The 18,165-nt window shown below is 70.1% G+C and carries 19 protein-coding genes, 1 tRNA gene and 2 pseudogenes; 10 read left to right on the plus strand and 12 right to left on the minus strand.

The features are described from left to right. The 7 genes from P0Y41_RS14035 to P0Y41_RS14065 are packed head-to-tail and all read right to left on the minus strand — an operon-like array spanning position 1 to position 4,473. Positions 1-459, minus strand: coding sequence for a 50S ribosomal protein L22 (locus P0Y41_RS14035; RefSeq protein WP_284061933.1), 459 nt, complete (start codon positions 457-459; stop codon positions 1-3). Positions 460-461: 2 nt separating this feature from the next. Next, complete coding sequence (locus P0Y41_RS14040; RefSeq protein ID WP_284061934.1) at positions 462-884, minus strand: 30S ribosomal protein S19; 423 nt, start codon at positions 882-884, stop codon at positions 462-464. A gap of 1 nt (position 885) precedes the next feature. After that, positions 886-1,614, minus strand: a complete 729-nt coding sequence (locus P0Y41_RS14045) for a 50S ribosomal protein L2 (protein ID WP_284061935.1) — start codon at positions 1,612-1,614, stop codon at positions 886-888. Between the two features lies 1 nt (position 1,615). Then, complete coding sequence (locus P0Y41_RS14050; RefSeq protein WP_284061936.1) at positions 1,616-1,870, minus strand: 50S ribosomal protein L23; 255 nt, start codon at positions 1,868-1,870, stop codon at positions 1,616-1,618. Further along, positions 1,867-2,613: a 50S ribosomal protein L4 gene (rpl4p, locus tag P0Y41_RS14055; protein WP_284061937.1), complete on the minus strand. Its 747-nt coding sequence runs from the start codon at positions 2,611-2,613 to the stop codon at positions 1,867-1,869. The genes P0Y41_RS14050 and rpl4p overlap by 4 nt, the downstream gene beginning before the upstream one ends. Beyond that, the gene (locus tag P0Y41_RS14060; RefSeq protein WP_284061938.1) at positions 2,613-3,629 is read right to left on the minus strand and encodes a 50S ribosomal protein L3; all 1,017 of its coding nucleotides are present in this window, start codon (positions 3,627-3,629) and stop codon (positions 2,613-2,615) included. Before P0Y41_RS14060 ends, rpl4p begins: the two co-directional genes overlap by 1 nt. Before the next feature lie 10 nt (positions 3,630-3,639). Then, the gene (locus tag P0Y41_RS14065) at positions 3,640-4,473 is read right to left on the minus strand and encodes a putative RNA uridine N3 methyltransferase (RefSeq protein WP_284061939.1); all 834 of its coding nucleotides are present in this window, start codon (positions 4,471-4,473) and stop codon (positions 3,640-3,642) included. Positions 4,474-4,743: 270 nt separating this feature from the next. Here P0Y41_RS14065 and P0Y41_RS14070 point away from each other — a divergent pair. The 7 genes and pseudogenes from P0Y41_RS14070 (at position 4,744) to P0Y41_RS14100 (ending at position 12,645) form a co-directional block, all read left to right on the plus strand. Then, positions 4,744-4,814 (plus strand) — tRNA-Gly (locus tag P0Y41_RS14070). Positions 4,815-5,096: 282 nt separating this feature from the next. Then, entirely contained in the window at positions 5,097-5,498 is a 402-nt protein-coding gene (locus P0Y41_RS14075) for a CBS domain-containing protein (protein ID WP_284061940.1), read from the plus strand. A 101-nt stretch (positions 5,499-5,599) separates the two neighbouring features. Then, positions 5,600-5,914, plus strand: a complete 315-nt coding sequence (locus P0Y41_RS14080; RefSeq protein WP_284061941.1) for an MTH1187 family thiamine-binding protein — start codon at positions 5,600-5,602, stop codon at positions 5,912-5,914. 97 nt (positions 5,915-6,011) lie between these two features. Beyond that, positions 6,012-8,582 (plus strand): annotated as a pseudogene (locus P0Y41_RS14085) (heavy metal translocating P-type ATPase); the annotation flags it as partial. Positions 8,583-8,963: 381 nt separating this feature from the next. Then, positions 8,964-9,779, plus strand: a pseudogene (locus P0Y41_RS14090) (arsenic resistance protein); the annotation flags it as partial. Between the two features lie 91 nt (positions 9,780-9,870). Continuing rightward, positions 9,871-10,731 carry an orotidine-5'-phosphate decarboxylase gene (pyrF, locus tag P0Y41_RS14095; RefSeq protein WP_284061942.1) on the plus strand — a complete coding sequence of 287 codons (861 nt, stop codon included), beginning with the start codon at positions 9,871-9,873 and terminating at the stop codon, positions 10,729-10,731. A gap of 99 nt (positions 10,732-10,830) precedes the next feature. Continuing rightward, positions 10,831-12,645 (plus strand): sensor histidine kinase, encoded by a 1,815-nt coding sequence (locus P0Y41_RS14100; RefSeq protein WP_284061943.1) that lies wholly within the window; start codon positions 10,831-10,833, stop codon positions 12,643-12,645. A gap of 83 nt (positions 12,646-12,728) precedes the next feature. Here the strand turns inward: P0Y41_RS14100 and P0Y41_RS14105 are convergent, their stop codons facing one another. Continuing rightward, on the minus strand, positions 12,729-12,872 hold the full coding sequence (locus P0Y41_RS14105; RefSeq protein ID WP_284061944.1) for a hypothetical protein: 144 nt from the start codon (positions 12,870-12,872) through the stop codon (positions 12,729-12,731). A 158-nt stretch (positions 12,873-13,030) separates the two neighbouring features. Between P0Y41_RS14105 and P0Y41_RS14110 the strand changes: the two genes are divergently transcribed. The 3 genes from P0Y41_RS14110 to P0Y41_RS14120 all read left to right on the plus strand — a co-directional run bounded on the left by P0Y41_RS14110 (position 13,031) and on the right by P0Y41_RS14120 (position 15,348). Then, the gene (locus P0Y41_RS14110) at positions 13,031-13,387 is read left to right on the plus strand and encodes a hypothetical protein (protein WP_284061945.1); all 357 of its coding nucleotides are present in this window, start codon (positions 13,031-13,033) and stop codon (positions 13,385-13,387) included. Then, positions 13,384-13,572, plus strand: a complete 189-nt coding sequence (locus P0Y41_RS14115; protein WP_284061946.1) for a J domain-containing protein — start codon at positions 13,384-13,386, stop codon at positions 13,570-13,572. The genes P0Y41_RS14110 and P0Y41_RS14115 overlap by 4 nt, the downstream gene beginning before the upstream one ends. 153 nt (positions 13,573-13,725) lie before the next feature. Then, the gene (locus tag P0Y41_RS14120) at positions 13,726-15,348 is read left to right on the plus strand and encodes a GTPBP1 family GTP-binding protein (RefSeq protein ID WP_284061947.1); all 1,623 of its coding nucleotides are present in this window, start codon (positions 13,726-13,728) and stop codon (positions 15,346-15,348) included. A 40-nt stretch (positions 15,349-15,388) separates the two neighbouring features. Here P0Y41_RS14120 and P0Y41_RS14125 read toward each other — a convergent pair whose 3' ends face one another. The 4 genes from P0Y41_RS14125 to P0Y41_RS14140 form a co-directional block, all read right to left on the minus strand. Next, the gene (locus tag P0Y41_RS14125) at positions 15,389-16,099 is read right to left on the minus strand and encodes an HAD family hydrolase (protein WP_284061948.1); all 711 of its coding nucleotides are present in this window, start codon (positions 16,097-16,099) and stop codon (positions 15,389-15,391) included. Further along, on the minus strand, positions 16,096-16,689 hold the full coding sequence (locus P0Y41_RS14130; protein WP_284061949.1) for a double winged helix-containing putative transcriptional regulator: 594 nt from the start codon (positions 16,687-16,689) through the stop codon (positions 16,096-16,098). The genes P0Y41_RS14125 and P0Y41_RS14130 overlap by 4 nt, the downstream gene beginning before the upstream one ends. 13 nt (positions 16,690-16,702) lie before the next feature. Continuing rightward, positions 16,703-17,638, minus strand: a complete 936-nt coding sequence (gene mch, locus P0Y41_RS14135; RefSeq protein WP_284061950.1) for a methenyltetrahydromethanopterin cyclohydrolase — start codon at positions 17,636-17,638, stop codon at positions 16,703-16,705. A 65-nt stretch (positions 17,639-17,703) separates the two neighbouring features. After that, on the minus strand, positions 17,704-18,150 hold the full coding sequence (locus P0Y41_RS14140; protein ID WP_284061951.1) for a hypothetical protein: 447 nt from the start codon (positions 18,148-18,150) through the stop codon (positions 17,704-17,706). Positions 18,151-18,165 lie beyond the last annotated feature (15 nt).

Consider the following 18,165-nt stretch of genomic DNA (forward strand, 5'->3'; position numbering starts at 1 on the left):
TTAGTCGTCCTCCTCGATGATCATTTCGACGTCCACTTGCGGGGTGTTCCAGGCGCTCGCACGGCCCATCGCGCGGGGCTTGCGGCCCTGCTGCTCGCCGACCTTGTGGGCGGCGACGTGTTTGATCGTCATCGACTCGCCGTCGAATCCCTGCTCGTCGGCGTTGTGCGTGACGTTCTCAAGGAGCTTCAGGAAGTCCTTGGAGGCCTTCTCGGGGTAGCGGCCGGCGTCCCAGCCGTCGATGTCCGAGCGGTGACCCACGCCGGAGTTGTGCTTGCGGAACGGGACGGAGCGCTCCCCGTCGATGACCGCGTGCAGGTACTCCTCGGCGTCGGCGACCGTCTCGCCCTTCAGTTCGCGGGCGATGGCCTTGCTGTGCTTGAAGCTGATCTGCCGCTCGCGGAGCATCCCCTTGGCGGTGGTCTCCGGGTCGGCGTCGACGCTGTAGCTGATTCCCATTGTTACTTGAGGGGCACGAACTTCGAGGACCGGGTCGCGCCGATGCCGGCCTGACCGTGTTCCACGGAGTTGCGTGTCAGATTGAACTCGCCGAGGTAGTGCCCGATCATCTCGGGCTCTACCCTGACGCGCTCGAAGTGGCTCCCGTCGTACACCTCGAACGTGAGGTCGACGAACGACGGCAGGATCGGCATGTCCCGAACGTGCGTCCGGATCGGGTCGTTTGCCGTCTCCTCTTCGGTGGCGTCCTCGGCGGTCGCCAGCAGCTTCTGCTGCTGGACTCCGAGTCCTCGGTCGATGGTTCGCCGCGCGCGGGCGGGAAGCAGTTCAACGACCTCGTCGAGTTCCATCGCCTGCAACTCGTCGAGCGTGTGGCCGCGGTAGGTGAACTCACCCTCGCGGCCGGTGCGGTATTCCGAACTCATGTTATCTGTCTCCACCTCGACCGGTTCGCTTCGAGGCGATGTCGCCGACCTTCCGCCCCGGCGGGGCGTTCCGCGAGACGGACTTCGGCTGCCCGGGGTGCTGACGGCCGCCGCCACCGAACGGGTGGTCGACGGCGTTCATCGCGACCCCGCGGACGCGCGGGTACTTGGTCCCGCGACTCCGCATCTTGTGGTACTTGTTTCCGGCCTTCACGAACGGCTTCTCCGTGCGACCGCCGCCGGCGACGACGCCGATGGTGGCGCGGCAGTCGGGGCTGAGCCGCTTGACCTCCCCGGAGGGGAGCTGGACGACCGCGACGTCGCGGTCGTGGGTGAGCAGCGTCGCGTTGACGCCCGAAGCGCGGGCGAACTTGCCGCCGTCGCCGGGCTTGGACTCGACGTTGCACACCGGAACGCCCTCGGGGATCTCCGCGATCGGGAGCGTGTTGCCGGGCTTGATCTCCGCGGAGACGCCGACTGACAGCGTCTCGCCGACGGTGACGCCCTCGGGCGCGAGCACGAGGCGGCGGTCGCCGTCCTCGAACTCCACGTCCGCGAGCGGAGCCGAGCGCGCGGGGTCGTGTTCGATGCCGACGACCTCGCCGTGAACGGTGTCAGCATCGCGTTCGGCGATCTTCTTGTGCTGCTTGTCCGACTTGTAGCGGTGCGAGGGGGCTCGGAACGTCGAGCCGCCGCGACCGCGTCGTTGTCCCTGAATTCTGCGTCCCATCTTAGAACACCCCGATGCGGGAGGCGACTTCCTGCGCGTCGCTGTCCTCGTCGAGTTCGACGGTCGCCTTCTTGGTCCCCTTAGGGGTCACCTGCGTCCGGACCGACTCGACGCCGACGTCGAACTGCGCGGCGACGGCGTCGGCGATCTCGGGCTTGGCGGCGTCCACGTCGACGATGAACTGGAGCTTGTTCTGGAAGTCCATCTCGTCCATCGCCTTCTCCGTGACGAGCGGGTGGTGGATGACCGAACTCATCGCTCGGCCACCTCCTCCAGCGCGCTCTCGGTGAAGACGGTCAGGCGGCCGGCGTGCGTGCCGGGCGCCAGGTCCTCGACGCTCACCTCTCGACCGGTCGCCACGTCGGCGCCGGCGAGGTTGCGGGCGGCCTTCGACGGCTCGCCGCTGGTGACGAACAGGACCGACTTGGGTTCGCGCGTCTTGCGACCGCGGGTCGTCCCGCGTCCCGCGCGGATCGTGCGCCCCTCGTCGGCGCGCTCGATGTCGGCGTCGATGCCGACGGCCTCGAGGAAGGAGACGACGTCCTTCGTTTTCACCAGCTCCTCGAACTCGTCGGAGACGACGAGCGGGAGCTCGGTGTCTTCGTCGAAGGCGTGGCCGCGCTCGGCGACCTGCTCGGCGTCGGCGGTGGCCGCGATGGCCGACCGCGTCGCGAGCTTGCGCTCCTTGTCGTTCACCTTCTTTGTCTGGTCCTTCTCGGCCTTCGGCGGGTGGGCCTTGCGGCCCTTGACGGTCTGCGGGACGCGGCGGCCCTGCCCGTTCGAACGGGGCACGTGAGCCATACCGCGGCCGGAGCCGAACGACTCCGCGGGAGTGCGGAGGCCGGCGAACTCGTCAGCGCCGTACGCCTGTTTCCGGTTTGCCTGCGCGGCGACGACGGCCCGCTGGATCAGGTCCGAGCGGAACTGCGTCTCGAAGACGTCGGGGAGGTCGATCTCCCCCGCGTCGTCGCCGTTCAGATCGCGTACTGTTGCCTTCATTATCCTTGGTTCGATGCGGTGGAGACGTAGCGCACCTCGGGGTCGAGGCGCGGCTGGTCGTTCGGCCGAATGGCCGGTCTAAATCGCAGGAGGCGCTGGGAGGGACCCGGCAGCGAGCCCTTCACGAGCGCGTAGTGGCCGTCCACCTCGCCGTAGCCCTTGAAGCCGCCCTCGACGGAGGCGTCGTCGCCCTCGCCGAAGTCGATGAGCCGCTTGTTGAGCTCCGTGCGCTGGTGGTAGCCGGTCTGCCCCTGCTGGGGGACGGTCGAGCGAACGCGCGAGGGGTTCCACGGGCCGAGGTTGCCGATCCGGCGCCGCCAGCCCTGTCGCGCGTGCTTGCCCTTCCGCTTCTGGACGCCCCAACGCTTGACGGGGCCCTGGGTGCCCTTCCCCTTCGTGATGCCGGAGACGTCGGTGTACTCGCCGGCGCGGAAGACGTCGCCGAACTCGTGTTCGCCGCCGTCCTCGACCAGGTCGAGCGCGTAGTCGAGGCGCTCGTCCATCGAGTCGCCGCCGACACGCGTCTCCATCACGTCGGGCTTCTTCTTGGGGACGTTCGAGAGCTTCGCCGGTTCGGTGTGGGTGATGAACCGGAGGTCGTCGACGACGCCGTCGTCGACAAGTTCGCGAAGCTCCTCGGCGTCCGCCTCGAAGGTGTTCTCCGCCGGCAGGTCGAGCGTGCGGTCGAGCTCCTCGTGGAACTCGGTGGCCCAGACCTCGGTTACCGGCTTCTGTCCGTACGGCGTGTCCTCGTAGGCTCGCAGAGCGACCGCTCGCATCGGCGGCACTTCCACGACCGTCACGGGAACGGACTCCTCCATCCCCTCGCGCGGGGAGTCGGATTCGTCGTTCACCATGACGACGTGGGTCATGCCCGCCTTGTAGCCCGCGAAGCCCTGGACGCCGGCAGCGCCGTCGTCCTCGGGCCACGAGCGGATGCGGGGGACTTCACTGCTCGCGCGCTTGCGCGGGCCGAAGCCCAGCGAACCCTTGCGTGGTCTGCTTGGTTGTGGCATTGTGTTTGGCTTACTCCGTGAGTGTGAGCGGCGAGAGCGCGGCGAAGATCGCTTCTTCGGTCCGCACCACCTCGCTGCCCTGTCGCGGAATCGCGTTCAGCCAGAGGTCGAACCCCGAGCCGTCCGTGGCGTCGGGGTCGACCGGGACATCCTCGGTGTCCATGCCGAGGATGGCCGGGAGCCCCCTGCCGGGTGAGCCGAACGCGACGGCGACGTGTGTGTCGCGCGTGCGAGCACGCACGTCCGCCAGGCCGGACACGGACAGTTCGCGTCCGTGTCGCGACGTGGCGATCGCGGTGTCGGCGTCGGCGAGGGCGTCCTCCAAGGCCGCGCCAGCCACCCGAAACCCCGGTGCGGGGTCGTCGGTGAGGCGGGCACGGACCGGTTCTCTCGAAGAGACCCTGACGGTGACGCGCTCCCCCTCCACGTACTCCCGTCCGGGAGACGCGTGCAGGGAGATCGGGTGTTGCATTCCGCAATTGACCCGAACGCGGCCTTCAGGTCCGACCTCGGTCACGATTCCCTCTCGTAATTCCGACCCGTCTGGGCCGGATCGAGCGGGCCGCATCGGCGGGAGCACGCCGACGTACCGGAGCTCGTCGCGTTTCCCCCACACCTCGCGTCGGAGGTAGGCGGGGGTCGCGCAGTACTCCAGTACGGTTCGGACGTACTCGCTGCCTCTGCGGCGTTCGCCTTCCCGGTCGGGGAAGACGACCAACCGGTCCGCCCGGAAGATCGTCGCCGCACGGGCGACGTAACCGAGTTTTCGCGTGGCCTCGCGGCCGTCCTCGGCCTCCCGGACGAGCGACGACGGAACGAGCACATCGAGCGTCGTTCCGTTCATTGTCGCTGCACCGGACTGTACTCAGTTGTTCCTCAGCCACGAGGTAAAAGGGTATTGACTCGCGCCCCCGTAGACACGGCGTCACACACCCGTCTGCGGGCGTTTCACGTGTGAACCACTCTCGTACCAGTCGCCGTCACAGTGCTGGGATCGCGACCCACGCGAGGGTCCCGCACGGCGCCGTCGGAGGAACGGATTTATATATTACCCTGCCGTTAGTGGTGAATGCGCACCGGGAGAAAGCCGGAGACGGCGCCCGGATGCAGGTACGCACTGGTAGTGTAGTGGTATCACGTGACCTTGCCATGGTCACAACCGGGGTTCAAATCCCCGCCAGTGCATTTCTCTGCCGACGATCGAACTCGCGTGGCGACGCCTCGTGAGTTTGGCCGGTAGCGCGTGCAGTTCGTTGAGGTTCTGAAACGAGGAGTGAAGCGAACGCCGTGATCGGTACGTCCGTGGTTCAGCATCCGGGGGTGTGGATCTGGCCCGGTCACCCCACAGCGAGACGCGGTCTCGCGGGCCGCGATCGCGACGTTACCAGCCCAATCAGTCCACGAGCGCCGGCGATTGTCACACGCGACGCCAACGCTTATTCTACCCCCGACGTATCCGAGAATACGATGGACGATCTAGACGACGTCTTCGTCGCCCAGGTGATGTCCGAGAGCCTCTACACCGTCACGCCCGACACGTTGGTCGAGGACGCGGCCACGGGAATGATGGAGCGCGGCATCGGGTCGGTGATCGTCGTCGACGACGACGGTACGCTCCGCGGGATTCTCACGAACACCGACTTCGTGCAGATCGTCGCCGAGCGACAGCCGAAAGACCAGACGCCCGTCTCGGAGTACATGAGCACCGACCTCGTCACCGCCGACCCCGGCGACTCGCTGGCGGACGTCGCCGCGACGATGCTCGACCGCGGGTTCCACCACATGCCCGTCACCGACGGCGAGAGCGGCGTCGTCGGCGTCGTCTCCACCACCGACCTCACCGCGTACCTCTCGACCCTCCGAGCCTGAATCGGCGGGATTCCGGGGCCAACGATCGAATCGCCTTCGGAACCGGACGATGACCCCGCGGGCGGGACAACCGATTTGTCTCCCGCCGCCGACTGGCCGCTATGACCGTCATCGCGCTGTTGAGCGTCGCGCCGGTTGTCGAGGGGAGTATGGCCGGCGAGGTCGCGAAGGCCGTCGCCGCCCTCGAGGACTTCGACGTCGCCTACGAGACGAATCCGATGGGTACCGTCATCGAAGCCGAGGAGATCGGGGAGCTGATGGCGGCCGCGACGGCCGCACACGAGGCCGTCGACGGCGACCGCGTCTCCACGTTCCTGAAGATCGACGACAAGCGAACGCGCAGCCAGCGCGCCGACGAGAAAGTCGGCGCCGTCGAACGCGAACTCGGCCGTCCCGCCCGGAGCGACGTGAGTTAATAATTCGTCCACAGTTCGTTGTTATGATATACCACCAATTCAGCCGGAATTGGCAGGAGAATTAATACCGACTCGGACAGTAGCGTCGGCAACAGCGATGACGGACGACCACGACGATCACCCGGGCGCCGACCACGCTCTCGGCGAGGACCGAGAGACCGGCCCCGGCGGCGACGAGTCGGGCGAGTTCTCACTTCGTGTGCCCGACATGGACTGCGCCTCCTGCGCCGCGAAAGTCGAGCGGAGCGTCTCGGGGGTCGACGGCGTGATCGACGTCGACACATACCCGACGACCGGCGCGCTCTCGGTCACGACCGACGGCTCGATCGACCGCGAAACGGTCGGTTCGGCTGTCGAGACCGCCGGCTACACCGTCGAGGACGAGGGCGGCCTCGAATCGGTGACGCTGGCTGTCCCGGAGATGGACTGCGCCTCCTGCGCCGGCAAGGTGACCGGCGCGCTGGAGCGCGTCGCGGGCGTGCGCGAACTCGACGCGCACCCGACGACGGGGAACGTCCTTCTCCGCTTCGACCCCGAGGCGACGACGCTGACGGCGATCGTCTCGGCCGTCGAGTCTGCCGGCTACGAGGTCGTCTCCACGTCACTCGACGGAGACGGTGAGAGCGGCGGCGCCGGCGAGGACGAGCGCTCGGTGTGGCGGAGCCGTCGCGCGTACGCGACGTACCTCGCTGCGCTGCTCACCGGCGTCGGACTGGTGCTCGCGAACCCCTTGGCGCCCGCGGGTGCGGGGCCGACAGTCGATCTTCTGGGTCGTGCGGTCCGGATCGGCGACCTCGCGTTCCTCGGGGCGGTCGCAGTCGGCGGCGTCGCCGTCTTCCGTAACGGCTACTACTCGCTGCGCCAGCGCAGCCTCGACATCGACCTGCTGATGAGCGTCGCCATCCTCGGCGCCGTCGCCGCCGGAATCGGCTTCGACGAGCCGCTGTACTTCGAGGCGGCGACGCTGACGACGCTGTTCTCCGTCTCTGAGCTGCTGGAGGGGGCGGCGATGGACCGCGCGCGCGACTCCCTCCGCGAGCTGATGGAGCTGTCGCCGACCGAGGCGACCGTCGTCAGAAACGGCGAGGAGGAGGTCGTCCCCGCCGACGCCGTCGCCGTCGGCGAGACCGTCGTCGTCCGCCCCGGCGAGCGGATCCCCCGCGACGGCTCCGTCACCGACGGCGCGAGCGCGGTGAACCAGGCGCCCGTCACCGGCGAGTCCGTGCCTGTCGACAAGGCGCCCGGCGACGAGGTGTTCGCGGGCACCATCGTCGAAGGGGGATACCTGGAAGTCGAGGTGACGACCGAAGCCGGCGAGGACACGCTCTCGCAGGTGGTCGACATGGTCGAGGCCGCCCAGGGCGAGCGCTCCGAGCGCGAGCAGTTCGTCGAGCGCTTCGCGGGCTACTACACGCCGGTCGTCGTCGGGTTCGCGCTCGTCGTCGCCCTCGGTCCGCCGCTGGCCGTCGGCGCGGCGTGGGAGACGTACGTCCTCTACGGACTCACCCTGCTCGTCCTCGCGTGCCCGTGCGCGTTCGTCATCTCGACTCCGGTCACGGTCGTCTCGGGGATCACCTCCGCCGCCCGCAACGGCGTGCTGATCAAGGGCGGCACCCATCTGGAGGCGATGGGCGACGTTGACGCGGTCGCGTTCGACAAGACGGGCACGCTCACGAAGGGCGAACTCACCGTCACCGACGTGATCCCGCTCGGCGACAACACCGCAGACGACGTGCTTCGATGCGCCCGCGGGCTGGAGCTCCGTTCGGAGCACCCGATCGGCGACGCCATCGTCGAACGCGCGGAGGCCGAGAACGTGGGAGACCGCGCCGTCGACGACTTCGAGGCCGTCACCGGGAAGGGCGTGCGCGCGACGCTCGACGGGACGCCCCACTACGCCGGCAAGCCCGGCCTGTTCGCGGATCTCGGCTTCGACCTCTCGCACGTCCACGCCGCGACCGACGGCGGGGTCGTCACCAGGACCTCCAGAGCGATCTGCGAGCGGAACAACTGCCTCGACCTCCTCTCGGACACCGTCCCCGAACTCCAGGCGGAGGGGAAGACCGTCGTGCTCGTCGGGACCGAGGCCGACCTCGAAGGGGTGATCGCGGTCGCCGACGAGGTGCGCCCCGAGGCGCGCCGCACCGTCGAACGCCTGCGCGAGGCGGGCGTCCGGACGGTGATGCTCACCGGCGACAACGAACGCACCGCCCGCGCGGTCGGGGAAGCGGTCGGCGTCGACGACGTGCGCGCCGAGCTGCTCCCCGACGAGAAGGTCGCCGCCGTCGAAGCACTGCTCGCCGAGCACGACGGCGTGGCGATGGTCGGCGACGGCGTCAACGACGCCCCCGCGCTGGCGACCGCGACGGTCGGGATCGCCATGGGCGCCGCCGGCACCGACACCGCGCTCGAAACCGCGGACGTGGCGCTGCTGGCGGACGACCTCTCGACGCTCCCGTACCTCCGGACGCTGGCCGAGCGCGCGAACGCGGTCATTCGCCAGAACGTCTGGACCAGCCTCGCGGCGAAGGCCGCGCTCGCGGCGGCGGTGCCGTTCGGCCTCGTCCCCATCTGGTTCGCGGTGCTCGCCGGCGACGCCGGGATGACCGTGGGCGTCACCGCGAACGCGAGCCGACTGGCGCGCGTGTCGCCCGCTGACCCGGACGCGTCGGAACGCCCGACGGACGCCGGCGGCACGGGCGATCGGGGGATCGGGAGGACCCGGACGGCAAAGACGGGTCCGCGGAGAGCGAGGAACGGCGATCGGTCGTCGAGGCGTGACGCGAGCGATCCGTCGCGGGTCCGAACCCGGCGGCCGCGCTCGGATCGCACTCACCCGCGGAGCCACGAACGCGAGGCACACGTGAGCGTCGCCGATCGACTGAACCGACACCAGGTCCTCGTCTACGCGGTCGGCGTCGTGGCCGCGGTCACGGCTGCGGTCGCACGGCCGGACGGCGTCGCGGCCCTCGACGCCGCGATCGACCCGGTGCTCGCGGCGCTGCTGTACGTCACCTTCCTCGAGGTCCCGTTCGTCAGGCTGCGCCGGGCGTTCACGAACGGCCGGTTCATCGGGGCGGCGATGGCGACGAACTTCCTCGTCGTCCCGATCGTCGCGTGGGCGCTCACGCGACCGATCGCGGGCGACCCGGCCGTCCTCGTCGGTGCGCTGCTGGTGCTGTTGACGCCGTGTGTCGACTACGTGATCGCCTTCACCGGGATCGCCGGCGGCGACGCCGAACAACTCACGGCGGCGACCCCGGCGCTGCTGTTCGTGCAGTTCGCGTTGCTTCCCGGCTACCTGTGGCTGTTCGCCGGCCCCGCGGCCGCGGCGGCGGTGGAGGCCGAGCCGTTTCTGGCGGCGTTCGCGACGCTCATCGCGGCGCCGTTGACGCTCGCGTGGGCGACGGAGGCGTGGGCCGAGCGCTCGGCGACGGGCCGGCGCGCGGAGGCCGCGCTCGGGACCCTCCCGGTTCCGATGATGGCGCTGACGCTGTTCGTCGTGATCGCCTCGCAGTTCTCCCGCGTGAGCGCGTCGCTCGAACAGGTTGGGGCGGTCGTCCCGATTTACGCGGTGTTCCCGGTCGTGATGATCGCCGTCGGCCGCGTCGCCGCCGGCGTCTTCGCCCTCGATCGCGGCGAGAGCCGCGCGCTCGTGTTCACCTCGGTCACGCGCAACTCGCTGGTCGTCCTCCCCCTGGCGCTGGCACTGCCGGACGGCTACGCGCTGGCGCCGGCGGTCGTCGTCACACAGACGCTCGTGGAGCTAGCCTGGATGGTCGCGCTCACGCGGGCGGTGCCGCGGTGGATTGTCCCGGGCGCGTCCGGGGAGCGATCCGTTCCGGATCCGCGGGTGGAGGAGTGATCCGGTCCCCCGCGTCGCCGAGGGGTCGCCGCCCGAAGCGCGCGTGACTCGAACCGGGAACCATTATGGCTCGCGCGTCGAAGCGCCGGTAATGCCGGAGTTCAACGCCTTCTTCGAGCGCCTGCGCGAGCGGATCGACTCACGCGACACCGTCGTCTCCGTGGGGCTGGACGCCGACATCGGCCGGATCCCGGAGCAGCTCCTCGACAAGGACCTCCCGCGGTGGGCGTTCAACCGTCGGATCATCGACGCGACCCACGAGTACGCCGCGTGTTACAAGCCAAACGCCGCCTTCTACGAGGACGCCGACGGCTGGCGCTCGCTCCGCGAGACGGTCGCGTACGCCCACGGCAAGGGCGTCCCCGTCCTGCTCGACGCCAAGCGCGGCGACATCGGCAACACGGCCAGGAAGTACGCGGAACTGCTGGAACACGTCGACGCGATCACGGCGAACCCGTACATGGGCCGCGACTCGCTGGAGCCGTTCCTCTCGAAGCCCGACAAAGGCGTGTTCGTCCTCTGTCGCACCTCCAACCCCGGCAGCGCCGACCTCCAGGACCTGGAACTCGACTCCGGCGAGCCGCTGTACCGACGGGTCGCCGCGCTCGCGGACCTGTGGAACGAGCGCGGGAACGTCGGGCTCGTCGTCGGCGCGACCGCGCCCGACGAACTGGAGGAACTGCGCGAGGCGGTCCCCGACCTCCCATTCCTTGTCCCCGGCGTGGGGGCGCAGGGCGGCGACGCGGAGGCGGCCGTCGAGCACGGACTCGCCGACGGCGTCGGACTCGTCAACTCCTCGCGGGGGATCATCTTCGCGGGGGAAGACCGCGAGGCACACAGCGCCTCGGGGGGTCGGTCGGCGGAGTCGGGAGACCCCGAGGAGACCTTCGCGAAGGCGTCCGGGCAGGCTGCGAAGCGACTCCGGGATCGACTGAACCAGTACCGCGGGTGACGCCGGGACCGCTCGGCACCCGGATCTGACGGGGTCGCGTCACTTTGGGCGGGACAGTCGGGGGATTCGTATTTACGTCTCGGTCGTGGAGTAGCGGCCATGTCACCCGGGGGTGTCGCGATCGTGTTGCTCGCGTTCCTCGGGGGAGCGACCGGGGTCATCGTCGGGGGGTACGCCTGGCGCAATCGGAGCGAGCCGGGGGCGACCGAGTTCGCCGTGTTGATGGCGGGCGTCGCCGTCTGGTCGCTGACCTACGGCGTCGCACTCACCGTCTTCGACCCGGTCGTGCGGCTGTGGCTCGAGATCCCGCTGGAGGTCGGCAAGGCGATCATCGCGCCGGCGTGGCTGTTCTTCGCGCTCGGGTACACCGGCCGCGGCGAGTACGTCACGCGGCGTCTCGTCGCCGCGGTCGCGGTGATCCCCGTGCTCACCACGGTGCTCGTCGCAGCGACTCCCTCCCACAGCCTCATGTGGACCGCCTACCGGATCGACCCCACGCTCGGCACCGCGACGGTGTCGTTCGATCCCGGGGGGTGGTTCTACCTCCACGCGGGATTCGGCTGGGCGGTGATCGGGGCGGGGATGGTGTTCCTGCTGGAGCCGGTGATATCCTACGGCGAGCGCTACCGCGACCAGGGATTGGCGCTCATCGTCGGTGCCGCCGTCAGCTTCGCGGCCCACGTGAAGGCCGTGTTCTTCCTGCCGCCGGCGCCGGCGCTCGATCTGACCCCGCTGACGCTCGCGTTCACGGGGGTGTTGTTCGGGTTCGCCCTATTCCGATTCGACTTACTCGGGCTGCTCCCGGCGACACAGACGCTCGGTCGGCGCGCAGCCATCGAGGACGTCGGCGTCGGCCTCGTCGTCGTCGACGCCGCCGGGACGATCGTCGAATTCAACGGCGCGGCCCGACCTCTCCTCGGGATCGGTCGCGACGGCGACGCTAACGGGTCGGCTGACGGCGTCCACGAGCCGATCGACCCCACATCGCCCGCCAGCGACGCCGCGGCAGGCGAGTCGCTCGCCTCGTACGTGTCCGGCGTCGACCTGAGCGCTACCGGCCCCCAGCGCATCGAGGCGGCCGACGGCGACGGCTACCGCGTGTACGAGGCGACCGCCTCGCCCATCGGCGACCACACCGACCGGACCGTCGGCTACACCGTCACCTTCGCGGACGTGACCGACCGGGAACTGCGGCGCCAGCGACTCGAGGTCCTCAACCGCGTGCTCCGGCACAACCTCCGCAACGACATGACGGTCGTCGTCGGCAACGCGGACCTGCTGGTGGACCGCGTCGGCGACGACGAGCGCCCGCTTGCCGACGCCATCGCCAGGCGCGGGCGCGCGCTCCAGCGGCTCGGCGAGAAGGCGCGCGACGCCGAGGCGGTGCTCGCGGACGGAGCCACCGCCCGCGAGGTCGCGGTCGCGGACCTGTGTGGGGGACTGGCCACCCGCGCCCGCGACTCGTATCCCGACGCGTCGGTCGGGGTGAGCGTCCCCGACGGGCTCGCGGTGACCGTCGCGCCGACCGTACTGGAGACGGTGCTGTGGAACCTCGTCGAGAACGCCCTCGAACACGGGTCGGCCGTGACCGTTCGGCTCTCCGCGAGCGTCACCGACGGGGGCGTCGCGTTCGCCGTCGCCGACGACGGTCCGGGGATCCCGGAGGCGGAACTGGAGAGCATCCGGTCTGGGACGGAGACGGCCCTGACGCACGGGAGCGGGCTGGGGCTGTGGGTCGTCCGCTGGGGGACGCGCATGCTCGGCGCTGACCTCTCGTTCGAGGAGCGCGATCCCACCGGCACCCTCGCCACGGTGACGCTCCCGCCGGACGCGCCGAAGGGGCCATCGGCACCGGGATCGGCTGAGGCCGAGGGCGACGGCGACGGCGGAGCCGACAGCGAGAAGAACGGGTGACAACCGGGTCGGCGGAGAGCCGCAATCCCGACCGCGGTGGCTGACCTCCGGGTCCGACCGACGCCGTCACAGGCTCCGGACAGTCACGTCGCCGAAGCCGCTGTGCAGTCTGCACAGAGCCGTCGGTCGGCGTCCCAGTGGTCCTCGCAGACGACCGCGCCGCACTGCCGACAGGAGTGCGACGCCGTCGCGCGCTCACAGATCTGGCAGAGTCCGGTCGTGCTCATGGATGACCCTCGTGTGGATCCTCGCCGCGCGGCGACTTGGGCGCTCCGGGGATGCGCGCGCGACGGGAACGTCGCGGCCGCGGTGTCGGCGCGATATCGACGGCACGCCGCGCCAGTCGCGGCGAGGGGTTTACGGTCCGTCGTCGCCGATCACTGGTGTGGACCGCGACGTGCTCCTGCTCGGGATCGCCGCCGTGCTCGCCGGCCTGACGGCCACGCTCGCGATGCTGGGGATCGCGTACTCGCCGTTCGTACTCCTCGCGGCGATCCCGACCGGTGCGGCCGCCTACTTCCTCTGGTATCAGGCGTCCGGCCGGCTGAAAGAGGACATGCGATCGCGCGCGGCCGGCCGACGTGCGGCCTCCCGTGCGGGAGAGGGCGCTCCGGGGGGAACTCCAGGTTCGCCCGCGAAGCGCGCGCCCGGATGGGTGACGGCGGTCGCGTCGGCCCGCGTGGCACGGGCGGTCGTGACGGCCGGGCGCGCGGTCGCGGCCCGACAGGCGGCGCCGCGATGAACGCCAACTCGGGGATGCCGCCGGGCGACGCGCGCCGGACGCTCGGCGTCGACGCCGACGCCTCCCAATCGGAGGTGAAAGCCGCCTACCGCGACCGCGTGAAGGAGACGCACCCCGACTCCGGCGGCGACGAGGACGAGTTCAAGCGCGTGAACCGCGCCTACGAAACGCTGAAAGACGACTGACGAGCCGAGACCCGGCATCGCCGCGGGCGCCGCAGGAAGCGCTAGTTTCGCCCCGGTCCCGCCGGTCGCCGCGAGGCGATCCCGTTCGGTATCGTGACAATGCGTGGCATACACGTGAAAACCGTTATACTTGCCCACCGCTACCCCTCGGTTATGGGCGCTGACCGGGCCGTGCTCCGGCGGACCATCGAGCACGGCGAGGAGGAAGGCGGGAACGTGGAGTTCAAAACCCGCCTCACGCGGGAGGTCCATCTCGCGGAGGGACGGATGGAGTCGCTGGCCGCACAGCTTCGCCACCGGGTGCTCTCGGGCGACGGCGAGGCGCTGTACGTGGTCGGCGTCACAGACGACGGCGGCATCGCGGGCATCCCGCCGACCGCGTTCTCCGAGTCGATGGACGTGCTCTCGCTGCTCGCCGAGGAGGCCGACGCGCACATTCACGAGGTGGAGACGTGGGCCGCCGGGACCGGCGAGGCCGAGGGCGGACTCGTCGGCCTGGCGACGATCCGGGAAGGTGCGGCCTTCGAGGCGGACGACGACCACATCGTCGTCGGCACCGCCGGTCACGTCGACCACGGGAAGTCCACGCTCGTCGGCACGCTCGTCACGGGACAGACCGACGACGGCGAGGGCGGCACCCGATCGTACCTCGACGTGCAGCCGCACGAGATGGACCGCGGGCTGTCGGCGGATCTCAGCTACGGCGTCTACGGCTTCGACGACGACGGGCCCGTCCGCATGGACAATCCCGACCGGAAGACCGATCGCGCGCGGGTGGTCGAAGAGGCCGACCGCCTCGTCTCGTTCGTCGACACCGTCGGTCACGAGCCGTGGCTGCGCACCACTATCCGCGGGCTCGTCGGCCAGAAGCTCGATTACGGCCTGCTCACCGTCGCCGCCGACGACGGCCCGACGAAGACGACCCGCGAGCACCTCGGTATCCTGCTGGCGATGGAGCTGCCGACAGTCGTCGCGATCACCAAGGTCGATGCCTCGCCCGAGGAGCGCGTGCTGGAGGTCGAGCGCGAGGTCGAATCGATGCTGCGCGACGTGGGGAAGACCCCGCTCAGAATGGAGCGCCACGGCGTCACCACCGCCGTCGAGGAGATCGGCGACGGCGTCGTCCCGGTGCTGCAAACCTCGGCGGTGACCGAGCGGGGACTGGACGACCTCGACCGGATGCTGGAGCGCCTCCCGAAGCGCGAGGACGACGCAGACGGCGACTTTCGGATGTATATCGACCGCTCCTACGACGTGAAGGGCGTCGGGGCGGTCGCCTCCGGCACGATCCGCTCGGGCGAGGTGGAGGCGGGCGACGAGCTCTTGCTCGGGCCGATGCCCGACGGGTCCTTCCGCGAGGTGGAGGTGCGCTCCATCGAGATGCATTACCACCGGGTCGACAGGGCCCGCGCGGGTCGGATCGTCGGCATCGCGCTCAAGGGCGTGAAGGAGTCCGAGGTCGAGCGCGGGATGGCGCTGGTGCCCCGCGAGGCCGAGGTGCGGCCGGTTCGCTCGTTCGACGCCGAGGTGATGGTGCTCAACCACCCCACCCGGATCCAGGACGGGTACGAGCCGGTCGTCCACCTGGAGACTGTCAGCGAGGCGGCCGTGTTCCGCCCGGAGGGCGGTCGCCTGCTGCCGGGCGACACCGGCGAGACGGAGGTCCGATTCAAGTTCCAGCCGTACCTCGTCGAGGAGGGACAGCGGTTCGTCTTCCGCGAGGGGCGAAGCAAGGGCGTCGGCACCGTCACGGGCGTGAACTACGGCGGCGAGTAGTCCGCCGACCCGCTCTGTTCGTCCCGTCGTCCCGTCGCCCTCAGCGGAGCAGCGCCGCCATCGACGGTACTCGAACCGCACCCGCCGGCGTCGGCTCGCGGTCGCCGACCAGTACCGCTTCCATCCCGACCGCGAGCGCGCCCGCGGCGTCCGACTCGGGGGAGTCGCCGACGTGAACCGAGTCGCCGGCGACGACGCCGAGCGCGGACAGCCCCGCCTCGAACGCCGCAGGATCCGGCTTCGCGGGCGCGTCGTGGCCCGCGAACACCACCTCGGCGGCGCGGTCGTCGACGCCGACCGCGCGGGATTTCGCCGCCTGCGCGTCCGGCGGACCGTTAGTGACGACGGCGTAGGGCGTCCCGTGCGCGTCGAGCGCGTCCAACAGCCCGCGCGCCCCCGGCCGCCACGCGACGTTCGCGTGATCGCGCTCATCGGCGAACGCACGCGCCACCGAACGCCCGAGTTCCGGGTCGCGACCGCGGTCCTCACAGAGCGCGGCGAAACACGCCGCTCGGAGTTCCGCCATGGAGTCGGTTCGGTCGTTGAACTCCTCGAAGCGGTCGGCGTACGCCTCGACCGGGAACACCGGATCGACGCCGACGGCGTCGAAGGCGGCCGACAGCACCTCACCCGGCGACCGCCGGTAGGCGACGAGCGTCTCGTCGAGGTCGAACGTCACTGCAGCGGCGCCGGCCAGCGGGGGAGCGAGCCGCGGTGGGTCGGCGTCCTCAGGCATCGTTCGTGCGCTCATCCATCGCGCGCGCCCTCGCTATCGTGCTCCCCGCTCGCGTCCCCCTGGAGACCGCCGCCGCGGAGGTCACGGAGTCGATCGGTCGCGACGTAACGCCCGTCCCGGCGCGTCGCGAGGTCGAGCAGGGCGAACCAGGCGAGGTGTCGCTCGACGCGCTCGCGCCACACCGACTCCCAGTCGTCCGTCCGGTAGCGCTCCCACTGCGGCACGCGGTCGACGAACGCCGCGAACGCCTCGTCGACGGTGGTCCCGTCGGCGTCCCCGGTGGCCCCGTCATCCGACTCGCTCGCCAGCAGCGCGTCGGCCACGTCGCTTGCGCCGTAGACTCCGGACAGGAACTGTTCGCGGACGTACGCGGGCGTCGGGTCCGCGCGCACGCGCTTGAATCCCTCGTCGGTCTCCGCGGCGAGCCCCAGCGCTCGGAGGAACGTGAGCCACGTGCGGGCCACGTCGCGCGAGCGGAAGCCGAGCCGGTGCAGCAGCCTGGCGCAGCAGTCGTCCTCGCTCCCCGGGACCAGCGGGACGGCCGCCTGCGCGTCGGCGACGAACGCGACCGTGTCGGGCGCCGCCGGGACGAGTTTGAACTTCATCGCCGGCGACGGCTCACTGGTAGTCGAACGACGCCGCGAGCAGGTCCTCGCGCGTCTCTCCGAGCGCGTACGTCGGCCCGTCGAGCACGTCGACGCTGACGGCGCCGGGCGCGAACACAGACTCGTCGAGCTCGTAGAAGTCGTAGTCGGCGTCGGCGAACACCTCGGCGAACGGGCGGCCGTGCTCGGCGGCGGCGCTGGAGGGGATCTCGTCGAACCGGTCGAAGTCCTCGGTGACGGTGAGGTGAACCTCGCCGCCGTACGCGAGCGCGTCGTTCGTCCGCCCCATCGCTTCGGTCTCGTCGTAGCTCACGGGAGCCACCGGCGCCGAGCCGGCCACCGACTTGACGTTTTCGGGGTCGTAGCCGAGCTCGAACAGCCGGAAGACGGCCAGTTCCGCGGCGCGGGCGGCGGCGGTCACACTCCCCGCCGTCGAGCCGAGCGCGGTCGTCGGGAGGAAGACCGCGGGCTCGTTCACGTTGGCCTTCTCGGCGACGTGCTCGACGACGGCGTCGTCGGGGAGGGTGGCCGATTCGACGCACAGCACCGTGAGGTCGAACTCGTCGTAGTAGCCCAGCGCCTGGAACTCGCGCTCCTCGCCCACGAGCGCGCGGGCGGGGCCGGAGCCGAGCCCGGAGAACCCTGGGAGGTCGAGTTCCCAGCCGGCCTTCTGACACCCGAGCAGGGCGATCCCGGGATGGTCGGTCGTCAGCTCCACGTACGGGGTCGGCGACCCGTCGACGCGGCCCATCCGCGTCTGAACGGTGGCGAGGCCGGCGGTCTGGATCTCCGCGAGCAGCAGCCCGGCCTCGAGGCCGCCGTCGGCCTCGACGCCGAAGTCGACGACGGTCGCGCCCGAGTCGAGTTCGTAGCCGGTGATGTTGAGCTCGTCGGCGAAGTCGAGCGCCTCGTCGACAAGTTCCACCGCCATGCGATTGAGACTGTCCATGGACGGGATTGAACGGCATGCGGGTTAAACTCGGTCTTGTCCTGGTGGTCGAAGACCGGAGGAGTTTATCGCGGGAGGAACGCTGCGAGATACCAGCCGAACAGCAGCGGGGAGACGAGCAACGCGATCGGGACGGCTATCCACACCTGCCCCGCGAGCACGTCGTACTGGCCGAGCGTGACCGAAACCGGCGTTCCTTCGGCGTATCCGACGACGAACTCGAAGCCGACGGTGAGCACCGTCCAGAGTATCCCGACGAGGGCGAGTTCTGCCCGGGCGTAGACGACGGGCGTCAACGAGAAGTAAGCGAACGAGACGACGAGTATCGCGGCGACCAACACTCCGGTGCTCAGGACGTGACCGGCGTATGTCCCGACGCGGGGAATGAGGAGGACCTCTCGAACGGCGCCGTTGGCGACGGCGATGACCGCCATCACGACCCAGATACCCAGCGGGTACAAGAACACGTGCGGCCTGACCGACACCGCTTCCGACCAGAGCGAGGTGGTCATGCGCCCCCGTTCTCA

The sequence above is a fragment of the Halobaculum halobium genome (assembly GCF_030127145.1).
Lineage (GTDB): Archaea > Halobacteriota > Halobacteria > Halobacteriales > Haloferacaceae > Halobaculum > Halobaculum halobium.

Excerpts from the sequence above, each read along its gene's own strand:
- P0Y41_RS14035 (WP_284061933.1), bottom strand. The coding sequence starts at position 459 with ATGGGAATCAGCTACAGCGTCGACGCCGACCCGGAGACCACCGCCAAG.
- P0Y41_RS14040 (WP_284061934.1), bottom strand. The coding sequence starts at position 884 with ATGAGTTCGGAATACCGCACCGGCCGCGAGGGTGAGTTCACCTACCGC.
- P0Y41_RS14045 (WP_284061935.1), bottom strand. The coding sequence starts at position 1,614 with ATGGGACGCAGAATTCAGGGACAACGACGCGGTCGCGGCGGCTCGACG.
- P0Y41_RS14050 (WP_284061936.1), bottom strand. The coding sequence starts at position 1,870 with ATGAGTTCGGTCATCCACCACCCGCTCGTCACGGAGAAGGCGATGGAC.
- rpl4p (WP_284061937.1), bottom strand. The coding sequence starts at position 2,613 with ATGAAGGCAACAGTACGCGATCTGAACGGCGACGACGCGGGGGAGATC.
- P0Y41_RS14060 (WP_284061938.1), bottom strand. The coding sequence starts at position 3,629 with ATGCCACAACCAAGCAGACCACGCAAGGGTTCGCTGGGCTTCGGCCCG.
- P0Y41_RS14065 (WP_284061939.1), bottom strand. The coding sequence starts at position 4,473 with ATGAACGGAACGACGCTCGATGTGCTCGTTCCGTCGTCGCTCGTCCGG.
- P0Y41_RS14075 (WP_284061940.1), top strand. The coding sequence starts at position 5,097 with ATGGACGATCTAGACGACGTCTTCGTCGCCCAGGTGATGTCCGAGAGC.
- P0Y41_RS14080 (WP_284061941.1), top strand. The coding sequence starts at position 5,600 with ATGACCGTCATCGCGCTGTTGAGCGTCGCGCCGGTTGTCGAGGGGAGT.
- pyrF (WP_284061942.1), top strand. The coding sequence starts at position 9,871 with ATGCCGGAGTTCAACGCCTTCTTCGAGCGCCTGCGCGAGCGGATCGAC.
- P0Y41_RS14100 (WP_284061943.1), top strand. The coding sequence starts at position 10,831 with ATGTCACCCGGGGGTGTCGCGATCGTGTTGCTCGCGTTCCTCGGGGGA.
- P0Y41_RS14105 (WP_284061944.1), bottom strand. The coding sequence starts at position 12,872 with ATGAGCACGACCGGACTCTGCCAGATCTGTGAGCGCGCGACGGCGTCG.
- P0Y41_RS14115 (WP_284061946.1), top strand. The coding sequence starts at position 13,384 with ATGAACGCCAACTCGGGGATGCCGCCGGGCGACGCGCGCCGGACGCTC.
- P0Y41_RS14120 (WP_284061947.1), top strand. The coding sequence starts at position 13,726 with ATGGGCGCTGACCGGGCCGTGCTCCGGCGGACCATCGAGCACGGCGAG.
- P0Y41_RS14125 (WP_284061948.1), bottom strand. The coding sequence starts at position 16,099 with ATGAGCGCACGAACGATGCCTGAGGACGCCGACCCACCGCGGCTCGCT.
- P0Y41_RS14130 (WP_284061949.1), bottom strand. The coding sequence starts at position 16,689 with ATGAAGTTCAAACTCGTCCCGGCGGCGCCCGACACGGTCGCGTTCGTC.
- mch (WP_284061950.1), bottom strand. The coding sequence starts at position 17,638 with ATGGACAGTCTCAATCGCATGGCGGTGGAACTTGTCGACGAGGCGCTC.
- P0Y41_RS14140 (WP_284061951.1), bottom strand. The coding sequence starts at position 18,150 with ATGACCACCTCGCTCTGGTCGGAAGCGGTGTCGGTCAGGCCGCACGTG.